17 protein-coding genes are annotated in these 16858 nt (G+C 52.7%); 13 read left to right on the forward strand and 4 right to left on the reverse strand.

All coding sequences use genetic code 11. The features are described from left to right. Window positions 1-442 precede the first annotated feature (442 nt). On the forward strand, window positions 443-2470 hold the full coding sequence (locus DFP94_RS21315) for an endonuclease MutS2 (RefSeq protein WP_114498493.1): 2028 nt from the start codon (window positions 443-445) through the stop codon (window positions 2468-2470). A gap of 178 nt (window positions 2471-2648) precedes the next feature. Here DFP94_RS21315 and DFP94_RS21320 read toward each other — a convergent pair whose 3' ends face one another. Further along, a complete protein-coding gene (locus DFP94_RS21320; protein ID WP_114498494.1) occupies window positions 2649-3149 on the reverse strand; it encodes a GAF domain-containing protein in 501 nt (166 codons plus the stop codon). A gap of 118 nt (window positions 3150-3267) precedes the next feature. Here DFP94_RS21320 and DFP94_RS21325 point away from each other — a divergent pair, with 118 nt between their 5' ends. Together DFP94_RS21325 and DFP94_RS21330 are read left to right on the forward strand one after the other, a co-directional pair. Continuing rightward, entirely contained in the window at window positions 3268-3576 is a 309-nt protein-coding gene (locus DFP94_RS21325) for a hypothetical protein (protein WP_114498495.1), read from the forward strand. A 151-nt stretch (window positions 3577-3727) separates the two neighbouring features. Further along, window positions 3728-3934 carry an aspartyl-phosphate phosphatase Spo0E family protein gene (locus DFP94_RS21330; protein WP_114498496.1) on the forward strand — a complete coding sequence of 69 codons (207 nt, stop codon included), beginning with the start codon at window positions 3728-3730 and terminating at the stop codon, window positions 3932-3934. A 5-nt stretch (window positions 3935-3939) separates the two neighbouring features. On the opposite strand, the gene DFP94_RS21335 is transcribed toward DFP94_RS21330, so the two are convergent. After that, the gene (locus DFP94_RS21335; protein ID WP_114498497.1) at window positions 3940-4920 is read right to left on the reverse strand and encodes an alpha/beta hydrolase; all 981 of its coding nucleotides are present in this window, start codon (window positions 4918-4920) and stop codon (window positions 3940-3942) included. A 195-nt stretch (window positions 4921-5115) separates the two neighbouring features. Between DFP94_RS21335 and DFP94_RS21340 the strand changes: the two genes are divergently transcribed. The 7 genes from DFP94_RS21340 to DFP94_RS25625 all read left to right on the forward strand — a co-directional run bounded on the left by DFP94_RS21340 (window position 5116) and on the right by DFP94_RS25625 (window position 10979). Beyond that, window positions 5116-5703 carry a GNAT family N-acetyltransferase gene (locus tag DFP94_RS21340; RefSeq protein WP_114498498.1) on the forward strand — a complete coding sequence of 196 codons (588 nt, stop codon included), beginning with the start codon at window positions 5116-5118 and terminating at the stop codon, window positions 5701-5703. After that, complete coding sequence (locus DFP94_RS21345; RefSeq protein ID WP_245955048.1) at window positions 5700-6443, forward strand: energy-coupling factor transporter transmembrane component T family protein; 744 nt, start codon at window positions 5700-5702, stop codon at window positions 6441-6443. Before DFP94_RS21340 ends, DFP94_RS21345 begins: the two co-directional genes overlap by 4 nt. 98 nt (window positions 6444-6541) lie before the next feature. Continuing rightward, window positions 6542-7144, forward strand: a complete 603-nt coding sequence (locus tag DFP94_RS21350) for an ECF transporter S component (RefSeq protein WP_114498575.1) — start codon at window positions 6542-6544, stop codon at window positions 7142-7144. A 3-nt stretch (window positions 7145-7147) separates the two neighbouring features. Beyond that, window positions 7148-8782, forward strand: a complete 1635-nt coding sequence (locus DFP94_RS21355; protein WP_114498500.1) for an ABC transporter ATP-binding protein — start codon at window positions 7148-7150, stop codon at window positions 8780-8782. A 123-nt stretch (window positions 8783-8905) separates the two neighbouring features. Then, a complete protein-coding gene (locus tag DFP94_RS21360) occupies window positions 8906-10393 on the forward strand; it encodes an MDR family MFS transporter (protein WP_114498501.1) in 1488 nt (495 codons plus the stop codon). Between the two features lie 46 nt (window positions 10394-10439). Then, a complete protein-coding gene (locus DFP94_RS21365) occupies window positions 10440-10784 on the forward strand; it encodes a hypothetical protein (RefSeq protein ID WP_114498502.1) in 345 nt (114 codons plus the stop codon). 18 nt (window positions 10785-10802) lie between these two features. Beyond that, entirely contained in the window at window positions 10803-10979 is a 177-nt protein-coding gene (locus DFP94_RS25625; protein WP_181873252.1) for a hypothetical protein, read from the forward strand. 413 nt (window positions 10980-11392) lie between these two features. Here the strand turns inward: DFP94_RS25625 and DFP94_RS21370 are convergent, their stop codons facing one another. Next, entirely contained in the window at window positions 11393-11860 is a 468-nt protein-coding gene (locus tag DFP94_RS21370) for a MarR family winged helix-turn-helix transcriptional regulator (RefSeq protein WP_114498503.1), read from the reverse strand. Window positions 11861-12123: 263 nt separating this feature from the next. Between DFP94_RS21370 and DFP94_RS21375 the strand changes: the two genes are divergently transcribed. From DFP94_RS21375 to DFP94_RS21385, 3 genes are all read left to right on the forward strand, one after another. Further along, window positions 12124-13422, forward strand: a complete 1299-nt coding sequence (locus DFP94_RS21375) for an MFS transporter (protein WP_245955050.1) — start codon at window positions 12124-12126, stop codon at window positions 13420-13422. A 97-nt stretch (window positions 13423-13519) separates the two neighbouring features. Next, on the forward strand, window positions 13520-14248 hold the full coding sequence (locus DFP94_RS21380; protein WP_114498505.1) for an ABC transporter ATP-binding protein: 729 nt from the start codon (window positions 13520-13522) through the stop codon (window positions 14246-14248). 19 nt (window positions 14249-14267) lie between these two features. After that, window positions 14268-15527: an ABC transporter permease gene (locus tag DFP94_RS21385; RefSeq protein WP_114498506.1), complete on the forward strand. Its 1260-nt coding sequence runs from the start codon at window positions 14268-14270 to the stop codon at window positions 15525-15527. Here DFP94_RS21385 and DFP94_RS21390 read toward each other — a convergent pair. After that, window positions 15522-16796 (reverse strand): BaiN/RdsA family NAD(P)/FAD-dependent oxidoreductase, encoded by a 1275-nt coding sequence (locus DFP94_RS21390; RefSeq protein WP_114498507.1) that lies wholly within the window; start codon window positions 16794-16796, stop codon window positions 15522-15524. The two genes, DFP94_RS21385 and DFP94_RS21390, sit on opposite strands and share 6 nt — an antisense overlap. Window positions 16797-16858 lie beyond the last annotated feature (62 nt).

A 16858-nucleotide genomic window follows, 5' to 3' on the forward strand; every position in this document is an offset into this window, starting at 1 on the left:
GGTCAGGTAAATCGGAGCAGGGCGGTCTTATTGACTTTTAACCGCTGTTTTTGGTAAATTAATGACATCCGCAAGTAATAGGAGAGATTTTGATGTCGGTGAATGTTCTTAACTAATTAATTTCATATGGACTGTAAATCTGGTCAATCGGGAAGCGGGCTTTTATTTTTTTGAGTCGCGAAGCGCCCTTTATTTTTTGTACCTGTTTTCAGTCTCTGGATTTAGTTAAGAACACACGCAGAACATCATTCAGCGCTCTCAGACCGCTGTTTGTTCCTTCGGAGTACGAACCGAAGCCGTGCTGTTTTCAGCACGGCTTTTTTTGTTGCTCCGATCATGAACAGACATTTATATTGCGGAAAAGAAAGGGCAAAGGATGGCATTCGTGCTGCCTTTTGCCCTTTTTGTCGTTAGTCAATACATTAATCAAGGAGGCATCCCCATGGAAAAATTCACTTTGCACATGCTGGAATATGAAAGTATCAAACAGGATCTGATGACGTTTGCCGTTTCTTACGAAGGCCGCGCACGGATTGCGAAACTGGCGCCGATGGAGGAACCGAGAATGATCGAGCGGGCGATCGGAGAAACGGCTGAAGCGCGCGAACTTATCGGGAAAGGCTCTAGCATTCCCCTTCCTTCGCTGGACGGGATCGAGTTGGTCATGTCGCTGATGGGAACGGGATATTTGTTCACGGAGCAGGATCTGATGGCCGTGCAGACCTTTTTACAAAGCTGCGGCCAGTTGAAAAAGTATATGGAATCCAAGGGAGACTTGGCTTGGCAAATCGGCGTTTACGCCGGCTCGCTCCGGGATCTTCCCTCGGTGAGACAGGAAATTTTGCGCTGCATCCGGCACGGCGTCATCACGAATGAGGCAAGCCGGGAGCTTGAGAAGGTGCGCAGGAAGCTGGAGATGGTGAAGGAGAAAATCAGCAAACGAATCCAGTCCGTCATGTCCCGTTACGCATCCATTTTACAGGAGAACATCGTCAGCGTGCGGGGAGGACGGTATGTAATTCCGGTCAAGAAGGAATTTTACAGACAGGTCAAAGGCCGGATGCTGGATCAATCGACCAGCGGGCAGACGGTGTTCATGGAACCTGACGAAATTTCATCCCTTCAAGGAGAACTCGAGGCGCTGCAAGGCGAGGAATCCAGGGAAGAATCCAAAATTCTCGGGTATTTGACCGATCTGGTGGAAAAAGAAAGTGATGAGATTGCCCGGAACATTGAGATCACGGGTACTTATGATTTCATTTTCGCCAAAGCGAAGTATGCGGCTTCCATTGGCGGCGTCCCCGTCCAGTTGAGCGCGCGCGGCGACACCGTACTGCGGGGAGCAAGGCACCCGAAGCTGCTAGGAAGCATGGTGCCGCTGGACTTGGAGATCGGCTCCGACTATAAAACCCTGATCATTACAGGACCCAATACGGGCGGTAAGACGGTGGTGCTAAAAACATTCGGCCTGCTGGCGCTTATGGTGCAATCGGGATTGCTCGTGCCCGTAAGCCCCGACAGCCGGTTTGCGGTATACCGCGGGATTATGGCCGTGATCGGAGACGGGCAAAACCTGGAGCAGTCGCTCAGCACCTTTTCGGCACAGATTCAGACCTTGGTGTCGATGCTGAGGGACGCAGGCCCGTCCACCCTGCTGCTAATCGACGAATTGGCCGCAGGTACCGATCCTGGCGAAGGCATCGCCTTGTCGATCGCCATCCTGGAGGAGTTCAGCCGCAAAGGGGCCACGGTTCTTGTTACGACGCATTTTAACGAGTTGAAGACGTTTGCCTCCAGGGCGGAAGGATTCCAGAACGCCCGGATGGAGTTTGACGCCGAAACGCTGCGGCCGCTGTATCGGTTGACGATCGGACTGGCCGGCCAAAGCTATGCAATCGAAATCGCCAAAAAACTGGGAATCACGTCCGATATTATTGCCAGGTCGCAGCATATCGTAAGCCGCCAGATCGGCGAAGGCGGCAAGGTGTCGCTCTGGGATGAAATCGTTCCGGAGCGGGGGGATAGCGGATCAGTCTCGCAATCGGGCATCCCTGACCGGTCTGAAGCCGGAGAGAGGGCGGATCCTAGGGCCAGCCGCGATAAGATTGCCAGAGGCGGCCGTCATGACCGCGAGGAAGCCAAAGAAGACTCCGAAGAGATCGGCGCAGTCAAACCGGCAAAGACGGTGTTTGAAGTCGGGGACGCCGTCTACGTTACCGCCTTTGGAAAAATCGGCATCGTCAGCGAACCCGAGGATTCCCGGGGAATGGTCGGCGTCATGATTCAGAAGCAGAGGGTGAAGATGAACCGGAAAAGGTTGAAGCCTTATCTCAAGAAAGAGGAATTGTATCCCGAAGATTATGATCTGGATATTGTCCTGGACTCGAAGGAGAATCGGAAGAAACGGAAACTGATGGGAAAACGGCATGTGGAAGGACTGGAAATCATCCGCCGGCCCGGTGAACACTAAATTGATCAAACATGAAGGAGCGATGGGATGAGTCGTATTGATAAAAGAAATTAAGCGGGGGAACGAAAGGAAAGAACGCTAGAATTTTAGAACAATGGCCCTATTGGAGCGGAGTTGCATCCAAAAGGGCCAAATTTTTGCCTAACAGGGAACGAATTTCATGCGATTTGTCTCAGTTCTAGAATAACGTAAGCGGAAGCTCCAGCTTGTCCGTTAGCAACCCGACAAACCGTTCCAGGAATGTCTGATCCAGTCCATCAAAGCGGCCTTTAAGCGGACTGTCGATATCGAGTACGCCCAGAAGCTTACCTTCTTTTACGATCGGGACGACGATTTCGCTGTTCGACGCCGCATCGCAGGCGATATGTCCCGGAAAGTCATGGACGTCCTCAATGCGCAGCGTTTTCCGTTGCTCCGCGCTTGTTCCGCAGACACCCCTTCCAAGCGGGATGCGGATGCAGGCGGGAAGCCCCTGAAACGGGCCAAGCACCAATTCGGTTCCGTCAAACAAATAAAAACCTACCCAGTTAATATCCTTTAAAAAGAAATGAAGGAGCGCGGAAGCGTTGGCCAGATTGGCGGCTGTGCTTCGTTCCCCCTCAATGAGCGCTTGCAGTTGGGACAAAACGTTATTTTGCTGCTCCTCGCGGGAACCTGTTAGATCACCGGCATGAAACATAGCTGGCATTCCTCCTTTGTTTGTACAACCTATTATACTGAATATGCGCTGTTTCCGCCTAATTATCGAAGGGTAATTTAAAACTGGAATGATTTAACGCCGGAAAGGGGATAATACCATGCGCGCCGACGTGCAAAATCTGTTCATACGCATTCATATGCTCCATCAGGCTACACGCGAGGATCTTACCGTCAGCGATACGCTGCCGCTTTTGGAGGCACAAGGGTATAAAGTGGGAGAACGCGAAGTAAAACAGGAGCTTGAACGCTTAACGGAAGACAATTTTCTCACCTCTCACGATGATGTATATTCGATGACCGGCGCCGGGATGGAAGAGTTGAAAGAAATTCGCGCGGTGCTTGGGAAGCTATGCGAAACGGTAATTCAGCCGGTTGATGACGGAAAGACAAAAGCAGATTCAACATAATGTCATAATAGTCAAAAAACCGCCCGGACAAAACCCGGGCGGTTTTTTACACTCGCCGACAAAGAGTGATAAAATTTTCAAAATTTGCAAAATATGTTTTTTGGCATCATGCACTATAATGGGCTCCAAGAATAAAAAGAAGGTGAAATGAATGGTTTATCCCTCCTTCAAAAACTTCAATCGGACCCAGGGACGCCCGAAGGTTAGCTACGAATTGAAGGAAATGATTGAGCTTTTGCGGTCCGAACTCGTGATTGCAGCAGAACACGACAATTTCAATAGCGATACGGTGGTAGAATTAAGCCAAAGATTGGACCAATATATTGTAATGGCACAGAATCAAATGCTTGGCAGATAAGCAAACTACGTAGCTGCAGCCGTGTCGGAGCGGTCGTAAAGCCGTTCGACGTCTATATGATGGCCTTCCGTTTCCAGTGCGTTCCGAATCAAGGCATGAACTTCCTCGGCATAACGTTTACGATCCACGCTATAGGCATTGGCATGAACAGCCCCTTCCACCAGCAGAAGCTGCTTGGGTTCCGGCTTCCGCTCGTATAACTCCTTGCTCATATAGGTAGGGACATAATTATCGTCGGTCCCGTGCACGAAAAGAACAGGCATCTTGCTGTGTTCCACGGCTTTGAGCGGACTGACCTGTTCCATTCTGAATCCCGCTACGCGCTCCATCCGCCGGTTGACTAGCTTCAGTAACGGGAAGGTGGGAATCTTATTGAGCACTCGTATCTGATGATGCATTAAACGCGTCAGATCCGAATAAGGGCAGTCTGCGATAACGAATTTGACATGGTGATCCGCAATTGCAAGATACTCCAGCACAGTCCCCCCGCCTAACGATTGCCCGTGCAGCCCGATAACGCACTCCTCTCCGTAATGGTCCAAAATCCACTCAATCCATGTCTCCACATCGAATTTTTCATGGAAGCCGTAGGTGGTATATAAGCCTTGGCTGTTTCCGTGTCTCCGCTGGTCGATTAACAGCATATTAAATCCTTCTCGGTCAAACATATCGATATACTGGGTGGAGACATGCAGGGAAACGGTATAGCCATGGAAGATAATCATCCACCGCTTAGCCCCGGGATGGGTTTCCAGCGCGTAACCGCTTAACGTTAATCCGTCTTTCGATTTCGTCTGCACTTCCCTTTTCTCCAGGCTGTTGAAACGTTGACGGGAATACACGCCTGTCGATTCCAAATACTCGAAAATGTTCTCGTGCTTCTGCAGCTTCATCTGGGTAATCTGGCGAAAGGCAAACTTCGTCATCCCGCTTATGGCAAGGGGTAACGTCATCGTGATCGCGAAAATAATCATGGAGTATATCATAAGCAGGATCCTCCTTTTTTCCAGTCCCGTCATTCCTGTTTTCTATCTCTATAAATAGTATCACCGAAAGGCGGGCGCTAAAATCGCGGAAGCTGACTTTTTCCTGCGTATCGGTCTTTGACGGCTTACAGGCTTTGTGATTATATAAGTGAATGAGGCATGGTTGAAGAAAGAACAGACGTTAGGGGGAGAACAATGTATAAGTGCGGCGGTGAAATTCCGGCTTTGGAAAGCGAAAGGCTGCTGCTGCGGCGAATGGAGGCGGAGGATGCGCTTGAGATGTACCGGTACTGGAGCGACCCCGAGGTAGTTCGGTATATGAATATGCCGCCGTTTGCTTCCACCCGGGATACTCTCGAGATGATCGATTTGCTCAATGGCCTTGCGGAGAGCGAGGATGCTTTGCGTTGGGGCATTGAGTTGAAGGAAAGCGGCAAACTGATCGGGAGCTGCGGCTTTAACGTTTGGGAGCTTGCGGGGGCTTACCGTGGAGAGATCGGTTACGATCTTGGACGTGAATTTTGGGGTCACGGGTATATGTCGGAGACTTTGCATATCGTGCTTCCTTACGGATACGAAACGATGGGGCTTAACCGGATCGAGGCGCTGGTGGATCCGAGGAATGTCGCGTCCAGGGCGCTGCTTCAGGCATTCGGGTTTCGGAAAGAAGGATTGCTGCGCGATTATCAGAAGACGGAAGAAGGTTTCGTCGACCTATTGATGTACTCATTGCTTAAAAAGGAATACGGCATGCCGCGAAAGAGGGAATGGGATATCACATGAAAAGAAGCCGATATCTCCTGCAGGCCCTAGACCCGCTCAGTAAGCTGATTGCCGTATTCAGTATTGCGGTTTTGGCGATGCATTGGGATACTCCCGTTCCACTCTGCATCATGCTTCTTCTGCTTACTACTACGGCCGTATTCGGAGCGGGAATGTCATGGAGCAGGTTGTCCTCGCGGATGATGTTCATAACGGTTTTCGGGCTGCCCTTGTTCTTAATTACAGCGTTAACCTCACCAGCAGGCGAGGAATATATGGAGTGGGGAGTTCTCCGGATGTCGCAGGATTCGCTGTTGTATGCGGCCGCGATAACGCTCCGGATGTTTTGCATGTTTTTGTCATCGCTGATTTACATCGAAACGACGGATCCGCAGGATTTTGTGGTGATGATGACGACCCGGCTGAAACTGCCGTACCGGATCGTATTCGGCGTATCGATGGCGCTGACGTTTCTACCGCTTCTGGAAGACGAAGGGAGGAATGCCGCAGAGGCCCGGAAAATCCGGCTCGGCCGTAAGCCCAAGGGACTCTGGGAACGGCTGTCGATCTGGCGCGGAAATCTGGTTGCCGTATTCGCGGGGGCGATCCGCCGGGTGGAACAAACCGCAGGCTCGATGGAGAGTAAAGGCTTCGGGGCATATGCCAAGCGCACTTTTTTACGCGAGGTCAGGATATCGGCCGGAGGATACATGCTCATGGTTCTAAGCATTGCTGCCGTGGCCGGAATATGGTTGTTGTGAAGGCCCTACCCAAAAAGGTCTTGACGAATTCTAATTGTCAACCTATATTTTAAAACATGGTTAACAATTAGAACGAGAGGATGACGAAACCTGTGAACATGAATGATCGAGTGAAAACGAGGATTTTTCCCTTTAAGGCATTTACCACCCTGGATATCGTACTGATGGCGATGCTGGCTGCCGCCAACGCCGTAATGACGGTCTATCTATCGCCGTTAAATCAGGCGCTGAACGGCTTGGGAGGACCGATTGCGGCCTCTACGGTAACGGGATTGTACATGATCTACGGATTGCTTGCCTGTTATATTATCCGTAAACCGGGGACAGCGGTGATCACCTACGGGATCGGAGCGGTGGTCCAGGCTTTTATGGGTTCGGCATACGGGATAGCTTCCTGTTTTGTAGCTGCGGCCTGTTATATGGTCGTTGCCGAAGCGGTATTCGCCTTTTTCCGGTACAGAAAGTGGAACATGCCAGTAATGCTGCTCGCGGGAGGAGCCCTGGTGCCGATTTGGTTTTTCTTTGCCGCCCGGATGTTCGGCTATACGAAATGGGGGACCGACATTCTGTTGATTGCGCTGGTTGTCCGTATTTTGAGCGGAATCGTGCTTTGCGGAATGTTATCCAAGCTGCTTGGCGACACGCTGGCACGAAGCGGCCTGTTGCGGCGGTTCGCCGTGAAGCAAGGGGCGGAGGGCTAGACGATGGCTCCCTGGATTTCTTCTTCCGAACCGGTTCGGCAGGATTGTGGAATTCCGGCCATTAAAATGCAGAATGTGACTTATGCTTACGAATCCGGAGCCCGTCCGATCATTGACGGAGTTTCGCTTACCGTTAATGCGGGAGAGTGGGTGACCGTCACCGGGCCTAGCGGCTGCGGCAAGTCGACTTTGTCCGGGCTGCTCAGCGGATATTTGCCGCGTGCGGGCGGGGGGATCCGGACAGGCGGCTTGAAGGTGAGCGGACTTGATCCGGCTACGGCGGAAATCGCTGACATGGCGGGCTTGATCGGCATTGTTTTTCAGGACCCGGACGCGCAGCTTGTACAGGGACGGGTGGAGGACGAAGTAGCTTTCGGTCCGGAAAATCTTTGCTATCCGCCCGAGATTATCGAGGGGCGGGTAACTGCGGCCCTGCGGGATGTGGATCTGCAGGGGCGCCGCCGGGACAGCGTGAACCAGCTGTCCGGCGGGGGGCGCCAGCGGACGGCAATCGCGTCCGTGCTGGCGCTGGAGCCGCCGATCCTCGTGCTCGACGAGGCGGCGGCAAGCTTGGACGCCGCGGCCCGGCGGCGTCTGCTGGCGCTGCTGCGCCAGCTTCACCAGCACGGACGGACGCTGGTGACGGTGACGGGGCGGCTCGACGAGCTCGCCCTGGCCGCGCAGCGGATGGTCGTGCTGAACGCCGGCCGCGTCGCGGCGGACGGGCCGGCGGCGCAGTTGTTGCGCGAGCATCGCCCGCTGCTGGGGCGCCTGGGGCTGCTGCCGCCCGGGGCCCCAGCAACAGGCGAAGCGTCCCTGGGGGCCGCGGCACCTGAGATCCAGCCGGGCGGCTCCGATGCCGTCTCCGGCGCGGCCGACAGCATTGCCGGGCCTAATCCGGGCCCGCATCGTTCGGGCGGATCTCCGCTGCTGGAGATCGCCGGACTGTCCTTTGCCTACGGGTCAAAGACCCGGCGGCAAAGGAGAACGTCGGTTCAAGCGATGGAACCGGCCGCCGTGCTGCAGGATATCCATATGTCGATTCGCGAAGGCGAATGGCATATTTTGCGGGGGGAGAACGGCTCAGGCAAAACGACGCTCTCCCGCCTTATGCTGGGACTGCTACAGGCCCCCCCTGAATGCATCTACTGGAGGGGACGCGATGTTTCGCGGCTCTCGCTGTACGAACTGGCAGCTGACATCGGCTATGTCTTTCAGCACCCGGAACGGCAATTCGTGTCTTCGACGGTGCTGGACGAGCTGCTTTACGGGCCGCGCAGTACTTTGAGGCTGCGGCCCAAAGAGAACGCGCCGGGACCTGTACTTCGGCAGGCCCGGGACATGCTGCGGCTGGTCGGACTGGAAGGCCGGGAGCAAACATCTCCTTACTTGCTCAGCGGCGGAGAGAAGCGCCTTCTGAGCGTTGCGGCATGTTTTATGTTGGGAAAGAAATTGATCCTGCTGGATGAACCGACGGTAGGTACGGATTACGCAGGGGCAAGGTTACTTTCGGAGCTATGCCGCAAGACGGTCGCGCAAGGAGCCGCCCTCTTGATGATCACGCATGAACCGGAATTTTTCGCCGGGGAGAACACTAGAATCTGGACGCTCGAAAACGGTCGTTTGCGGGAAGAATAGCAAGTAAGGGACAGCAGGCACTGAGCTAGGCTCAGTTACTTGGTGTCTTTCTTTTTCAATGGGCTTCCTATATAATAGTTAACTTGTGAATGTCCGTTTGGGGAGAGAAAGGAAGTCATTATTTTGGGTACGGCTTTAAAAAGAAATTATATTTTGATCGGGTTACTGCTTTCCACGTTCCTTGCCGCGATTGAAGGAACGGTAATTGGCCCTGCCGGGCCGAGAATCGTAGGAGACTTGGGCGGCGTTGAGCTGCTGAGTTGGGTATTTACGGCCTATTTGTTAGCCATGGCCGTCACGACGCCGATTTTTGGCAAAATCAGCGATTTGTACGGAAGAAAACCGGTGTTCGTTATCGGATCTGTCCTGTTCTTGGCCGGTTCGCTTTTGTCCGGGCTGGCGCAGAGCATGGAGCAGTTGATCTTGTTCCGGGCCATCCAAGGGATTGGCGCGGGCGGATTGACCCCGGTCACGTTTACGATCATCGGTGATATATATTCGATCGAAGAACGGGCGAAGGTCCAGGGTTGGATCAGTTCGGTCTGGGGGATTTCCTCATTGGTTGGCCCGCTGCTGGGCGGATATTTCGTGGATTCGCTCAACTGGCGGTGGGTATTCGGGTTTAATGTGCCGTTCGGTCTGTTGTCGCTCATATTCGTTATCAAATATTTAAAAGAAGACATAAAGAAGCGCAAAGTGAAAATCGACATCGCCGGAGCGGTGACCTTTACGGTCGGCGTAACTGCGCTGTTGTTCAGCCTGGCCACGGGAGGCCAACAGCTGGCCTGGAGCTCGCCGCTGCTGATCGGGATGCTTATCCTTGCCGCCGCATCGATTGTGTTGTTCTTTATCGTGGAGAACCGTGCGGAAGAACCGTTGGTTCCGTTGAAATTATTCCGCATCCGGGATATCGCTTATTCCAATTTGGCAAGTTTGCTGGCGAGCGCCTTGCTGATCGGGCTTACTTCCTATTTACCTTTGTGGGTTCAAGGGGTCCTCGGCAAAAATGCAACGATTTCCGGCCTGGTGCTCGCCCCGATGTCGATCAGTTGGATGTTGGGTTCGGTCATCGGTTCCCGCTGGATCATCAGTCGGGGGTCCCGGCTTACGTCGCTGATCGGGATGCTGATTATCTTGCTGGGTGCAGGCGGGATGGCGTTTATTCATGAAGGAACGCCGATTATCGTCATGTTAATTTTCAATGCGCTGTACGGTCTCGGCTTCGGCTTTTCGTTTTCCGTGTTTACGATTATTGCCCAGTCGTCCGTCAACTATAATCTGCGAGGGGCATCCAATGCCCTAAATTCATTCACCAAATCGATCGGCCAGACGATCGCCGTGACGGTGTTCGGTGCGTTAATCAATTTGGGAATTGTGTCCCGGACGTCCAAGGGCACGGCATCGGGGGCTCAAGTATCACAGGATGATATCAACAACTTGCTGTCGCCGGAAAAAGTTCATCTGCTTCCCAAAGAATTGTGGGGAGAGCTGAAGCATGTGCTCGGAGGCAGCCTGCATACGTTATTTCTCATCATGGCCATCCTGGCGGTCCTTGGCGTTCTGTCCACGCTTGGATTGCGCAGTAAAGCCCCCGAGCCGGAAGAGGTATAAAACAACCGTCTCCTCCACACCATAACGGGAAAGGGGAGGTGTTAGGATGAATGAGGAAATGAATCTGGATCAAAGCTCGCTCGTCCATGCTTGGCAACAACAGCTGCCGGACTATCTGGATTCGGGAGACTCGGTGCAGGTTGAGGCCGATCTTGGTAATCCGCAAGGACTCCGTATCCATATCAATGCGTCGGGGCGCCAGTTTTATTCTTTCGATTTTGAGTGCTCTTATAAGGATGCGCGGGAGGTTTCCGTTCAATTGGTCGATGTGGAAAGAGACGGAGTAACCGTCAATGAACGCAGCGATAAAATTCAGGAGCTGACAGAGGACTACGTCCGTCATCTTCATGAATGCGCGCAAGCCCTGCATCGGGTTACAAAGCCTAATTAGGAAAGCGAGGACTGCCATATGACGAGAGCCAATGAGTTTCCCGGGGATAAAAATCCGGGAAATGTCGTTCACGATTTGGAGCAATCGCCCGTAAACAGCCATCAGGCCCAGCAACTGCAACAGGACGTTAATGACCGTCGCCGCCATGATGTCCGCAATCATAACAAGGAAAGAGATATGGATCCTTCGCATTAGCATTAGTATCAAACAAAAAAACGGTCTGACCGGAGTAAACCGGATCAGCCGTTTTTTTGTTTTCTTGCTTGTTAGTTCGCACACCATACGATGCAACCACACTGACTGCCCCACGCAAAATTAACTGTATTTCCTCCAGCTAAATATAGCCGAATTCCTCGTTTCACCGGTTTAACTGGAAAAACTCCATCTATTTACGCCGAAATCCCCGCAATCAATCACAAACGCACAATTTAACTGTACATTCTCCAGCTAATGCCGAAGAGCAGCGTAAAATCGGAGAATTAACAGCCTATTTTCCAGCTAATCACGGCGTCTAGGACGCCGTTTTTGCACGTAAATATTTTCACGAGGGTGATCCGGCCCAAAAATCTGCTCATATGGCGGCAGGAGATGGCCCAGCAATTAGCAATTTATTTGCGGGCCAGAGGCGCCAGTTTTTCGGCTTCGCGTCCCATTTTTTTGAGCAGTTCGATCATGACTTGTTTCTCGTCTTCATTCAAGCCGCTGAGCGCATGATCGATCCGGTCGGAAAATTCCGGGTACAGCTGGTCCATCAATTCTTTGCCCTTTGGAGTAAGTTCGGCAAAAATAACGCGCCGGTCGCGTGGACAAGGCGTACGGTGCAGGAATCCCGCCGACTCCAGCTTGTCGATCACATAAGTGACATTGCCGCTTTGCAGCAGCAGTTTGGCTCCGATTTGCTGAATCGGTTGTGCGCCTTTGTAATAAAGTACTTCCATTACGGCAAAAGCCGTAGGGTTAAATCCTTGAATTTTGCTTCCCGTCACGGCATGCTCGTTGACGCTTTTGAACGACTTGCTAAATACCCGGTACAGATGTAGCGACAAATCGGTTCCGCGTTCTTCGGTTTTCAACATGTTCATCCCGCCTTTTTCTATATTTTGACAATGTTTAAAGTAGTTAGGATCATTGTTATCTTAGAACACGTAAAGTTTAAAAAAAATATAATTTATCACAATTTTCAGATTTAATTTTTAAAACTAACGGGCTCCGTCCAGAGACGGATTGGAATTTCATTCCAAAGGTCTTCGGATAAATCATGCGGTCGACGGATGGAGGCGGAAGGCCGTTTATTTAAGATAAATCCATAAGATATTTAATGGATAGGTGGATGATAAACATGGTGCAACAAACGGCAACGGCAGGAAAAGGACTGCTGCAAAACCGTCCTTTTCTGGCTTTAATGGCATCACAGCTCATATCAAATTTGGGAGATTGGCTGCATGTCCTGGCGCTGCTTACCATGGTCGGTCTAAAGTGGAACGCAACGCCATGGCAAATCACGACGGCGATGCTCTGCATGTTGCTGCCGATGCTGCTCGGCGGACCGGTCGCCGGCATGCTTGCCGACCGCATGGAACGCAAAAAGCTGATGATCCTGTCGGACGTAGCCAGAATATTTATCGTACTCGGCTTGGTTTTCGTGACGCAGATCTGGCATGTCTATGTGCTGCTGATCGCTAAAAGCATTTTCGATGTGCTCTTTTCCCCTGCAAAAAACGGTAAAATCAAGGAAGTAGTCGCTCCGGAACATTTGGAGAAGGCCGTTTCCTACAGTGCAATCATTGAGCAGGGTACCAAAATTGTAGGTCCCGCGATAGGCGGGATGCTGGCTGTAGCCTTCGGGATCGCGTCCTGCTTTATCATTGATGCAGCTTCCTTTCTTGTATCGGCCATCATTTTGTTTGGAGTTCCGGGCAAAAGGGTAATTGACGCGGAATTTGCAGAAGGCGAAAAGGATGGCAGCCCGGCCAAATCCGGATTTTGGAGTGGAATGGCAGCCGGCATGAAGATAATTGCAGGAATCCCCATGATCGCTTTCGGCTTGTTGACCCTGGCGATGGCGCTGCTCGTACTTCAGTTGGCCGATTCGCAAACCGTCGTGCTATTCCGCGAAATTCCCGGCATTCCGGAGAATTTGCTGGGCTGGTCCATCGCGCTCAGTGGGGTAGGGGCGCTGATGGCAGCCGGGATCTCCCAATTACTGCGCAGCTTTTCGCCTTTAGCAAAAATGGGAACCGGTGGAGTAATGCTCGGCATTGTGTTTGTCGGTGCCGGGTTCTTTGCCCAGCATGGGCCTTTTAATGGCTTTGGTTATTCGCTAATGTTGATCCTATTTTTCGTCGCCGGCTTGGGTGCGGGGCTAACGTTTATTCCGTTTCAAGTCGCGCTTCAACAGCGGACCCCTGAGTCACTGACAGGGAGAGTATTCGGTACCGTTACGAGTGTTACTTCAGCTGCATCCGTCATCGGCCCCATTTTAGGAGGATATCTGGTCACCGCCATCGGGCCGCAATTTGCCTTTATCTTGTCCGGAGGATTGATGGCGCTGTTCGGAGTGCTGCTCCTGATATTCAAGCCGATGATCCTTAAACGGGATAAGTCAGCCACGGCCGTACAACCAGCCGCCAGCGCCTGATGACGAAACTTTAGGATATCATGGAGCGTATTAAAAGTACGTGTTCAAAATCAGAATATTATAGAAAAAATGTAATCGGCATAAGCGGGGAGAACCAATGAAAGAATCATTCAATAAAAACTTCCAAGAATCATTGCTGCAGGTAAACATCGAAGAAGCCGGCTATGAGGCCGGGAAGCCGAAAATCGAGCATGTTTCCCTCACGGTCAGGTCCGGCAAATTGACGGGCCTGATCGGCCCGAACGGGGCGGGGAAGAGCACGACCCTGAAGGCTATTCTCGGCTTGTTGCCGGAAACCAAAGGGGATGTCAGGTTTGCCGGAAACTCGGACAAGTACGCCTATGTTCCGGAGCATCCGGTTTTTTACGATACATTGACCTTGTGGGAGCATTTAGGCCTGGCAGCCGCAGTCTATGGAATGGATGAGACGGATTTTGAGCGCGAAAGCGGTCTGCTGTTGGAGAAATTCAGAATGACCGAGGTGCGCAATCATTTGCCGGGGGGATTTTCCAAGGGGATGCGTCAAAAGATGATGCTGATGATCGGTTTTCTTCTTAGACCGGACGTATACATCGTGGACGAGCCTTTTATCGGCCTTGATCCGCGGGCGACCAAAGATTTTCTTGGACTTTTGGAAGAGGAACGGCGCCGCGGAGCCGGTGTGCTGATGTGTACGCATGTTCTCGACACGGCGGAGCGGATTTGCGATGACTTCATTCTAATGTCGGGCGGAAAAGTGGCGGCAAGCGGAACGCTGGAGGAGATCCGGTTTGCCGCGGGGCTGCCTGAAGCCTCCTTGTTCGACTGTTTCGATGTTCTGACATGACGACAGGGAGGGAAGTTATTTGATCCGGATTACACCAGACATAAGCGTTCGAGGATTATTTTTCCGCCGGTGGCTCGATCACTTCCGGAAACAGCTTAACTTACTTCGCTCAACGTTCGACGGGATCGTCCTGCTGTATATTGGCATACCCGCTCTGCTTCTGTTGGGGCGGGTTTATTTCGGTCTGTGGAGGGAAGAACTGCCGGAATGGCTGCTGCAATTGCCGTTGACGGCGGTGCCTGTTTTGCTGCTGCTTTTAATCTACGTCCTTGGTGGGGTAATTTTATATATAGAGGCAGCCGATGTGCTATTTCTGAAACAGCGTTCAAGCTGGAAAAAGGGGCTCCTGATAAGAGGCGCGCTGGCCGGAATGGTCAGCAGCTTATTGATTATCGGGGTCTGCTTTGTGTTGATCGCCCCGCTGCTGAACAGAGTCTATAGTATGGGGCTGACTGATATCTTGCTGCTGTTTGCCATAACTTGCGGCTTTAAATCCGTTCACTTGTTCGGAGCGAATCTGATCGCGATCCTCTGGTCCGGCTGGAAGTCGGCCGTGCTGCAATCGGCTGCATTCAGCATATTGGGGAGCGGCTTTACGCTGTGGGTGCTCCTGGGTAACGGACGCCCGGCATCCGCAATCCTGCCTGTCGCCATCTGCCTCGGTCTGACTTGGCTGATGGCCTGGATACGACTTCGGCTTAACGGAAGATTTCATGCCGAAGTGCGTGAGGACGAACGGCAAAAGACGCTGCTGACCGGCCTGCTGTTGGCGGGATCGGTGGATCGCCCCCCCGCCGTTCGGACGCGGCCCTGGCTGTTCCGCCGCGGGGGCCGTCTGTTCCGCTCAAGTCGGCCCGAAGTCCGCATCGCGGAGGCGACGTTCAAATCGTTTTTCCGCGGAAGAGAGTTCAAGCTGTACAGCCAGTTTGTATTTTTCGGTTGCCTGGCGGTTTACTTTCCGCCGTACCCGGTAAATTTCATCGTGTATGCATCGGTACTGGCACTATTGATCTACTGGCTAAACGGCCACCGTCGCGCCTTTTTTACCCGCGATCTGTTGTCCATTTTGCCGCTGGAGGAATTCACCGAATACCGGGCAGCGTCCCGGACGATGAGGTTGCTGCTCTATCCGGGAGTGCTTTTTATGACCGCCGTGATCGGGGCAACCGTGTTCCATACCTGGTGGGGAACGGTGCTCGCGGCTTTGGTCAGTCTGCTCGTCACCATAGTCCTCGCACCGATGTGGAAGCTGTTCGCGGGAGGGTATCGGCGGTCATAGATCCCCCTGCGCCGATTTGCCGGCGTGATGGCCCGCCGTATAGCCGGTGGTGAATGCGGCGGTAATATTATAGCCGCCGGTATAGCCGTGGATATCGAGCACTTCGCCGCAGAAAAACAAGCCGGGCATCAGCTTCGAGCCCATCGTCTTTGGGTTGATTTCCTTCAGATTGACGCCGCCGCCGGTGACGAAGGCTTCCTCAAACGGACGGGTGCCGCTTACCTGGATCCTGAAGTTCTGCACTGCAGCTACGAAGGCAAGCCAAGCTTCCTTGGGAAGATGTTCGTAGGTTGTTTCGCCGGGCAGTCCGGCTCGATCGAACAGCAACGGGAGCAGGCGTTCGGGAATCGTTCCCTTGAAAACATTTTTCAGTGCCTTTTTGGGCTCGTCCGCAGCAAGTTTGCGAAGAAATGCCTCCAGATCCCCCGATGAGCGGTCGGGAAACAAGTTGATGGTCATCGTCACTTCGGAAACGCCGTGCTTTTTTTTGACGCCGCGGATGAATCCGCTGCAGCGCAGGGCAATCGGTCCGGACAGACCGAAATGGGTGAAGATCATGTCCCCCCGGTGGGAGACAACGGTCTTGCCCTTTGGGTCCAGGACGGACAGCTTCACATCGCGAAGCGATAGTCCTTGAAGTTCCCTGCCTGCGATAAATTTTTCTTTCGAGATGATCGGGACCTCGGTGGGAAACAGATCCGTAATCGTATGTCCTGCGGCTTCCGCCCAAGGATATCCGTCTCCGGTTGAGCCTGTATGGGGCACGGACTTCCCTCCGGTGGCCACGACTATCGATCTTGCCGCAATCTTTTCCCCGTTAGCCAGCGTAACTCCTTCCACGCCCTCGGCTCCGTAACGAAGTTCCCGGACGGGGTGATGCGTCAGGAGCTTGATCCCCAGCGATCTTGCTTTGCCGACCAAGGCATCAACTACGGTTTTGGCTTTATCCGATACCGGAAACATCCGTCCGTTGTCCTCTTCTTTTAAAGCGATACCCAGGTTTTCGAAAAAGGCGATGATATCCCGGTTGCTGAACATAGCGAAGGCGCTGTGAAGAAATCGGCCGCCTCCCGGGATAAAGGTGATCAATTCATCGATTTCCTTGGCGTTCGTAACGTTGCACCGTCCGCCTCCCGAGATGCCGAGCTTGCGCCCCAGCTTGTCCCCTTTATCCAGCAAGGCCACACGGGCCCCCTGCTCTGCGGCCGCGATGGCAGCCATTAGGCCCGACGGTCCTCCTCCGATTACAATTACCTCGAAAATATCCATATAAACTTCCTTTCCAATTTGTACTTTTTTCACAAACAGGCCTTGTTTTTTTTATCTAAAAC

It is taken from the genome of Fontibacillus phaseoli (assembly GCF_003337355.1).
GTDB lineage: Bacteria > Bacillota > Bacilli > Paenibacillales > Paenibacillaceae > Fontibacillus > Fontibacillus phaseoli.